The organism is Vibrio sp. V43_P6S15P86, from assembly GCF_009904725.1.
Lineage (GTDB): Bacteria > Pseudomonadota > Gammaproteobacteria > Enterobacterales > Vibrionaceae > Vibrio > Vibrio diabolicus.
This window is the reverse complement of record NZ_WXWT01000189.1, coordinates 1-7,741: the sequence shown is the minus strand read 5'-3', so window position 1 is coordinate 7,741 and position 7,741 is coordinate 1. Positions and strand designations below refer to the sequence as shown.

The window sequence follows — 7,741 nt, the reverse complement described above, 5'->3', positions numbered from 1 at the left end:
GCCGAATGAGGGGCCAACTCTCTATATCGTACCGACTCCAATCGGAAATTTAGCGGATATCACACAACGTGCTATCGAAATTCTGTCGACGGTGGACATCATTGCTGCTGAGGATACTCGACATACGGGTAAATTACTGTCTCACTTCAATATTCAAACCAAAACTTTTGCTCTGCATGATCACAATGAACAGCAAAAAGCACAGGTTTTGGTAGAAAAGCTGCTTTCCGGTCAGTCTATCGCGTTAGTTTCTGACGCTGGTACGCCACTTATCAGCGACCCAGGATATCATTTGGTAACAAAATGTCGTCAAGCGGGCGTTAGAGTTGTGCCGCTTCCTGGTGCTTGCGCGGTCATTACGGCGTTAAGTGCATCAGGCTTGCCATCCGATCGCTTTAGCTTCGAAGGCTTTTTACCACCGAAAAGCAAAGGCCGTAAGGATAAATTCCTAGAGATTGCTTCGGTAGAGCGTACGTGTATTTTTTACGAGTCACCGCACCGTATTTTGGACTCTCTACAAGACATGTTAGACGTTCTTGGCCCAGATAGAGAAGTCGTGTTGGCGAGAGAACTAACGAAAACCTTTGAAACCATTCAAGGTATGCCATTAGGTGAGTTAATTGAGTGGGTGAAAGGTGACGATAACCAACAGCGTGGCGAAATGGTATTGTTGGTGCATGGTTATCGCGAAACCGCGGACGATTCATTGCCAGACGATGCCTTGCGTACATTAGGGATTTTAACCAAAGAGCTGCCTTTGAAAAAAGCAGCGGCTTTGGTAGCAGAAATTCATAACTTGAAGAAGAATGCGTTGTATAAGTGGGGCTTAGAAAATTTAGACTAAGCACGGCTAACGAGACACATGGTAAAGCGGGTCGATGTGAAAATATCGGCCTTTTTTAGGCTCAATGTTTGATGGTTAGGTTAAAAAAGCACCACTCAATGCATTCATTTCATCATATCTGTGATCTCACTAGACTCTGAGTAGATAACTCTATACAATCCGCCCTCGGAGTTGACTGGGTAGTCGCTGCTTTACTGATGTCCTTCGGGAGACTGACGTTGAAGTCCTTTGGGAGACTGACGTTGACGTCCTTCGGGAGACTGGTAAAGGGGAGGAAAGTCCGGGCTCCATAGAGCAGGGTGCCAGGTAACGCCTGGGGGGCGCAAGCCTACGACAAGTGCAGCAGAGAGAAGACCGCCGATGGCCCTAGGGCACAGGTAAGGGTGAAAGGGTGCGGTAAGAGCGCACCGGACGACTAGCAATAGTTCGTTGCAGGGTAAACTCCACCCGGAGCAAGACCAAATAGGCCTCCACATTGCGTTGCTCGCGTAAGGAGGCGGGTAGGTTGCTTGAGCCAGTGAGCGATTGCTGGCCTAGACGAATGGCTACCGCCGCGCAAGCGGAACAGAACCCGGCTTATGTGTCGACTCCAACTATTCGAGACCCATCACTACTTTTTGTAGTGATGGGTTTTTTGCATTTTATTGACGCAAACCCTGTCATTACCAATAAACTTGGCGTTAAATCACGTCTGACTTTAGACTTGAGGTGGCGATGATGTGGGAAATCAGTACACTATGGTAGGTTGATCTTTTGCTATAAGTATTCAGCATGAGAGAGCAACATATCTTAAAATCGCTTCAAGATCATTCAACGAGAAAGCTATGACCGAAACCTTCCAACATATTTCCGTGTTATTAAATGAATCCATTGATGGCTTAGCTATCAAACCAGACGGTATCTATATCGATGGAACATTTGGCCGTGGCGGTCACAGCCGGACTATTTTATCTAAACTCGGCGAAAACGGCCGACTGTACAGTATCGATCGTGACCCTCAAGCGATAGCTGAAGCAGGCAAAATCAATGATCCTCGCTTCACCATCATTCATGGTCCATTTTCTGGCATTGCTGAGTATGCTAAAGAGTATGACTTGGTTGGCAAAGTTGATGGCGTTCTACTGGATTTAGGTGTTTCTTCTCCGCAGTTAGACGACGCAGAGCGTGGCTTTAGCTTTATGAAAGACGGCCCGCTAGATATGCGTATGGACCCAACATCAGGTATTCCCGTATCTCAATGGCTAATGGAAGCTGACCTCGATGATATTACCTGGGTGATTCGTGAGTTTGGTGAAGACAAACACGCGCGCCGTATTGCCAAAGCGATTGTTGCCTACCGTGAAGACGAAGAAAATGAACCTCTGGTACGTACTGGCCAGCTTGCGAAGCTGATCTCAGATGCTGCACCCAAAAGCTTTAAAGAGAAAAAACACCCTGCGACTCGTGCGTTCCAGGCATTTCGTATTTACATCAACAGTGAGTTAGAAGAAATTGATACGGCACTAAAAGGCGCGGCAAGTATTCTGGCTCCTGAAGGTCGTTTATCTGTCATCAGTTTCCACTCTCTGGAAGACCGTATGGTCAAACGTTTTATCCGTAAAGAGAGCAAAGGACCTGAAGTGCCACATGGCATTCCAATGACTGAAGAGCAAATTCGTGCTCTTGGTAGTGCGAATATGAAAGCGGTGAGCAAAGCGATTAAGCCAAGCAAACAAGAAATTGAAATGAACCCTCGTTCGCGCAGCTCTGTGCTAAGAATTGCAGAAAAGCTTTAATTATTATGACGAAACCCACTCCTAACCTTGCTAAGTTGATTGCAACGGATCTTATCACCGTTGGTCGCTGGCCATTAGTGTTGTTGCTATTGATCGTGGCATCGGCAATGGGAGTGGTATTTGCTACCCACCATGCGCGTCAAGCGATCACCGAAAAAGATCACACTTTGGTTGAACGAGAGCGTTTAGATAGCGAATGGCGCAACCTGATGTTGGAAGAAACGGCCCTCGCGGAACACAGTCGTGTTCAAGACCTTGCCAAAAAAGAACTTGAAATGAAACGACCTGATGGCGATAAAGAAGTGGTTGTCACGCTCAAATGATTAGAAAGAAAACCAACACGAAACCAAGCAACAAGCGTAAACCTGTCGCGAAAGAAAAAAACGCTTCGGGGGATACGAAAACCGAGAAAAAAGCAGTGAAAGTGGAGGTTGAAGAATCCTTTCTGATTCGTTGGCGCTTCCATCTATTACTGTTTTTTGTCTTTTGTGCATTTGCACTTTTGGTGGCGCGCGTAGCCTATATTCAAATCATTGAACCGGATAACCTGATTAAACAAGGTGACCTACGCTCGGTTCGTGTGAAATCCATCCCTTCTGCACGCGGTATTATTTCGGACCGAAATGGTGAGCCGCTCGCTGTCAGCGTGCCTGTTGAGGCCGTTTGGGCGGATCCCGCGACGATATTTAAAGAAAATGCCTTAAGCCAGACCAAGAGTTGGTATGCATTAGCGGATGTTCTTGGTGTTGACCGACAAGGGTTGATAGACAAAATCAAGCGCAATGAAAAACGCCGCTTTATCTACTTGCAGCGCCAGGTCAGTCCGGCCATGGCGAACTATATTCGTGAGCTAAAGCTGCCAGGTGTTGGCCTTAAGTCGGAATCTCGTCGTTATTATCCTGCAGGTGAGGTTAGTGCTCACTTAGTCGGTGTAACAGGCATTGACGGGCATGGCCTAGAAGGTGTGGAGCGTAGCTACGATGAGTGGCTCACTGGCGCGGCGGGTAAGAAAACTATTCGTAAAGACCGTTATGGTCGTGTTGTGGAAAACATTGCTTGGCAAGACAAGCAAGAAGGTAAATCACTTCAGTTAACCATCGATCAGCGCCTACAGGCGATTGCGTACCGTGCGATTAAGCAAGCCGTTGCGGACCACCGCGCCACTTCAGGTTCCGTTGTCATGTTGGATGTAAAAACGGGCGCCGTATTGGCCATGGTTAATGCTCCTTCTTATAACCCTAACAATCGTAGCGATTGGCAAAGCTATCAAATGCGTAACCGAGTGATCACGGACTCAATGGAGCCCGGTTCGACCATTAAGCCTTTCGTTATTTTAGCCGCCTTAGAAAATGGGATAGCCGATAAAGATACCATCGTAGATACCGGTAATGGTGTCCTACGTTTAGGTGGTAGTCGAGTCAGAGATGTCTCTCGCGTAGGCAAAGCGAGCTTGACCACGATCCTTAAAAAGTCGAGTAATATCGGTGTGACGAAGCTAGCAATGCAAATGCCGGTAGAGGCGCTTCTTGGGCTGTACAGTTCAGTGGGTTTTGGTGAGCTTTCTGGCCTAAACCTAGTTGGGGAAGTGACGGGTATTTTTCCTACACGAACTCGTTGGTCGCCAATTGAGCGCGCCACGATTGCGTTTGGTTATGGTCTATCAATTACACCAATCCAGCTAGCCCATGCTTATGCGACGCTTGGAAACCTTGGCAAATACGAGCCTATTCATATTATCGAAAGCAATGATCATGACATGTCACGTCAAGTGGTGAGTGCGAAGTATGCGCGTCAAGTATTAGACATGTTGGAAACCGTAACTCAAAAAGGGGGCTCGGCTCGCAGAGCGGCAGTTCCTGGTTATCGAGTGGGAGCGAAAACAGGTACATCACGTAAAGCTTCTGCTGGTGGGTACAGCGACGAGTACATCACCTACACGGCTGGGCTTGCTCCGGTTAGCGATCCGCGAATTGCTTTGGTGGTGATCGTAAACGAGCCTCAAGGTGATGACTACTATGGTGGTTCGGTAGCGTCTCCTGTCTTCTCTGAAATCATGAAAGGCGCGCTGCAAATACTCAATGTTGCACCTGACGAAAACAAATTCCAACAGTAAGCCCTGTGGTTTACTGAGCAAACAAAATTAAGAAAACCTGAGCCAAAGCTCGGAGAACAAATATGACTAAAGCCATCAGTATGGACGTGCTGCTTTCCCCTTGGGTGGATTGCCCTAGCTTATCGTCCGTTCTTGTTTCTGAATTGGAGCTCGACAGCCGAAGAGTTCAACCTGGAACCACGTTTGTAGCAGTGATTGGCCATGTTGTGGATGGGCGTAAATTCATTGCCTCTGCCATTGAGCAAGGCGCCAATGCGGTTCTAGCGCAAGCCTGCGATGTCAAAACACATGGTACGGTGGAAATCATTGATGATGTTCCCGTCATTTACATCGATAGGTTGGACCAACGTTTATCCGCAATTGCTGGAAAGCTCTATGCTTACCCTGATATGGATTTGATTGGTGTCACCGGCACCAACGGCAAAACCACCATTACCCAGTTAATAGCGCAATGGCTAGAACTGCTTGACCATAAAGCGGCGGTAATGGGAACAACAGGAAATGGCTTCCTCAATAACTTGCAACAAGCTGCGAATACAACGGGGAATGCCGTTGAAATTCAGAAAACGCTCTCCTCTCTCGCAAATCAACAAGCCACATACACCGCGCTAGAAGTATCTTCCCATGGCCTGACGCAAGGTCGTGTCAAAGCACTATCATTTGCGGCGGGCGTGTTTACTAACTTAAGTCGTGACCACTTAGATTATCATGGCACGATGGAAGAGTATGCCAATGCAAAGCTTGGGTTGTTCACGCAACACCAATGTGAACGTGCCATTATCAATGTTGATGATGAAGTCGGTCATCAATGGGCGTCGCAGTTAAGTAATGCGATCGCTGTTTCGCTCAAGCCGAACACTGAATTTGAAAGCGCAATTTGGGCGACGGAAGTCAGTTACGCAGAGTCAGGGATTACTATTAAGTTCGATGGTAAATTTGGCTCAGGTGAATTGCACGCGCCTTTGATTGGTGAGTTTAATGCAACCAACTTAATGCTTGCTTTTGCGACCTTATTAAGCTTAGGTAAAGAGAAACAAGCGTTACTCGAAACCGCAGGTCAACTGCAACCTGTACTCGGCCGAATGGAGTTATTCCAAACTGAGGATCGTGCCAAAGTCGTGGTCGATTATGCTCATACTCCTGATGCTTTAGAAAAAGCGCTGCAAGCTTTACGAGTTCATTGTGAAGGCCAGCTGTGGGCTATTTTTGGCTGCGGTGGCGATCGCGATGCAGGTAAACGCCCGATGATGGCGGAAATTGCAGAGCGACTAGGTGATAGAGTGGTGCTGACTGACGACAATCCACGCAGCGAAGATCCGGTTCAGATTGTGAAAGACATGTTAGCTGGGCTGTCAAAACCTGCTGAAGCGATTGTTCAGCATGACCGCTTCAAAGCACTGTCTTATGCCATTGAAAATGCTTCGCCAAACGACATTATCTTGTTAGCTGGAAAGGGCCATGAAGATTATCAGATTCGTAATGGCGAAACGATTCTTTACTCCGACCGCGATTCCGCAATGCAACTTTTAGGATTGACCTCATGATCAAAGTAACGTTATCTCAAATTGCAGACATCACTCGTGGTGAGCGATTCGGCGACGATCTACTTATTGACGCGGTTTCTACTGATACACGAACGATTGATCGTGGGGCTCTATTTGTGGCGTTAGTAGGGGAGCGCTTTGATGCGCACAACTTTTGCCAACAAGCGGTAGATGCAGGTGCCGGTGCTTTACTCGTAGAAAAACGCTTAGATGTGAATGTGCCGCAAATTGTGGTGTCGGATACCAAACTTGCATTGGGTGAGTTTGCTTCTTGGGTGCATCAAGCATGCAAAACACCTACCGTTGCCATCACCGGAAGTTGCGGTAAAACGACCGTAAAAGAAATGGTTGCGAGTATCCTGCAATTGAAAGGCAAAGTGTTATTCACGGCGGGTAACTTCAATAATGATATTGGTGTTCCGTTGACATTATTGCGCTCACAGCAGGATGACGATTATGCCGTGATTGAGCTTGGTGCTAATCATATAGGTGAAATTGCTTACACGACTCAGTTAGTAAAACCAGATATCGCGTTAGTGAACAATGTAGCCGCCGCTCACCTTGAAGGCTTTGGTTCTATTGATGGCGTGAAACAAGCCAAAGGTGAAATTTACCAAGGTCTTGCTGCAGGTAGTATTGCGATTGTCAATTTAGACAGCAATGGCGAAACAAAGTGGGAAAGCGTGCTGGCGGATAAGGAAGTTATCACCTTCTCACAAAGTAATTCTGCGGCTGATTACTATGCATCAAATATCGTGATGAATGCCGCGGGAGAGGCCAGCTTTAACCTACATATCGCAGCAAGCTCACAAGAAATTGAACTGTCTCTGGGTATTATAGGTCAACACAACGTGGCGAATGCAATCGCTGCTTCTATTATTGCGTTACAAATGGGCGCCACATTAGAAGAGGTTCGCGCTGGCCTTAAACATTTAAACAAAGTGAAAGGCCGCGTCGAGGTTGAAGCGCTGAGCGAAAAAATCAAATTGATTGATGACAGCTACAACGCAAGCGTGCCAGCCATGAAAGCGGCGGTTGACTTATTGGCTGCTTTCCCAGGTCAGCGCTGGCTGATTTTAGGTAATATGGCGGAATTGGGCGAGGAAAGTCTTGCACTTCATCGTCAAGTCGGGGAACATGCTGCCCCACAAAAATTTGAACATGTTCTCACATATGGTGCAGACGCCAAGGTGATCAGTGAGCTTTGCCAAGGCATTCATTTTGAGACGCACCAAGAGATGATTGAATACATCAAGCAGCATCTAGACCAAGCCGTTCCTGAAAACCATACGATTTTGGTGAAAGGAGCGAACGGTGCACGTATGTTTGAAGTCGCTGCTGCTTTGAAGGAGTATTATTAATGATTATTTGGCTTGCCGAGCTGCTACAGCCATACCTGTCTTTTTTCCGATTGTTTGAATACTTGTCTTTTCGAGCAATTCTAAGCGTATTAACCGCTCTGGGT

At 47.1% G+C, this 7,741-nt stretch carries 6 protein-coding genes and 1 other RNA gene; all 7 read left to right on the top strand.

Annotated features, from left to right (window positions below):
- The coding region (gene rsmI, locus CAG69_RS08180; RefSeq protein ID WP_161443633.1) for a 16S rRNA (cytidine(1402)-2'-O)-methyltransferase at window positions 1–844 on the top strand (844 nt) is incomplete at its 5' end.
- 167 nt (window positions 845–1,011) lie between these two features.
- Window positions 1,012–1,439: RNase P RNA component class A (gene rnpB / locus CAG69_RS08175), an RNA gene on the top strand.
- Between the two features lie 229 nt (window positions 1,440–1,668).
- The gene (rsmH, locus tag CAG69_RS08170) at window positions 1,669–2,619 is read left to right on the top strand and encodes a 16S rRNA (cytosine(1402)-N(4))-methyltransferase RsmH (RefSeq protein WP_005396452.1); all 951 of its coding nucleotides are present in this window, start codon (window positions 1,669–1,671) and stop codon (window positions 2,617–2,619) included.
- 5 nt (window positions 2,620–2,624) lie between these two features.
- Entirely contained in the window at window positions 2,625–2,942 is a 318-nt protein-coding gene (gene ftsL, locus CAG69_RS08165; protein ID WP_005396451.1) for a cell division protein FtsL, read from the top strand.
- Window positions 2,939–4,732 (top strand): penicillin-binding transpeptidase domain-containing protein, encoded by a 1,794-nt coding sequence (locus CAG69_RS08160; RefSeq protein ID WP_202600723.1) that lies wholly within the window; start codon window positions 2,939–2,941, stop codon window positions 4,730–4,732. Before ftsL ends, CAG69_RS08160 begins: the two co-directional genes overlap by 4 nt.
- 62 nt (window positions 4,733–4,794) lie before the next feature.
- Window positions 4,795–6,276 carry a UDP-N-acetylmuramoyl-L-alanyl-D-glutamate--2,6-diaminopimelate ligase gene (murE, locus tag CAG69_RS08155; protein WP_085342798.1) on the top strand — a complete coding sequence of 494 codons (1,482 nt, stop codon included), beginning with the start codon at window positions 4,795–4,797 and terminating at the stop codon, window positions 6,274–6,276.
- Complete coding sequence (locus CAG69_RS08150) at window positions 6,273–7,637, top strand: UDP-N-acetylmuramoyl-tripeptide--D-alanyl-D-alanine ligase (protein ID WP_161443631.1); 1,365 nt, start codon at window positions 6,273–6,275, stop codon at window positions 7,635–7,637. Before murE ends, CAG69_RS08150 begins: the two co-directional genes overlap by 4 nt.
- Window positions 7,638–7,741: the final 104 nt, after the last annotated feature.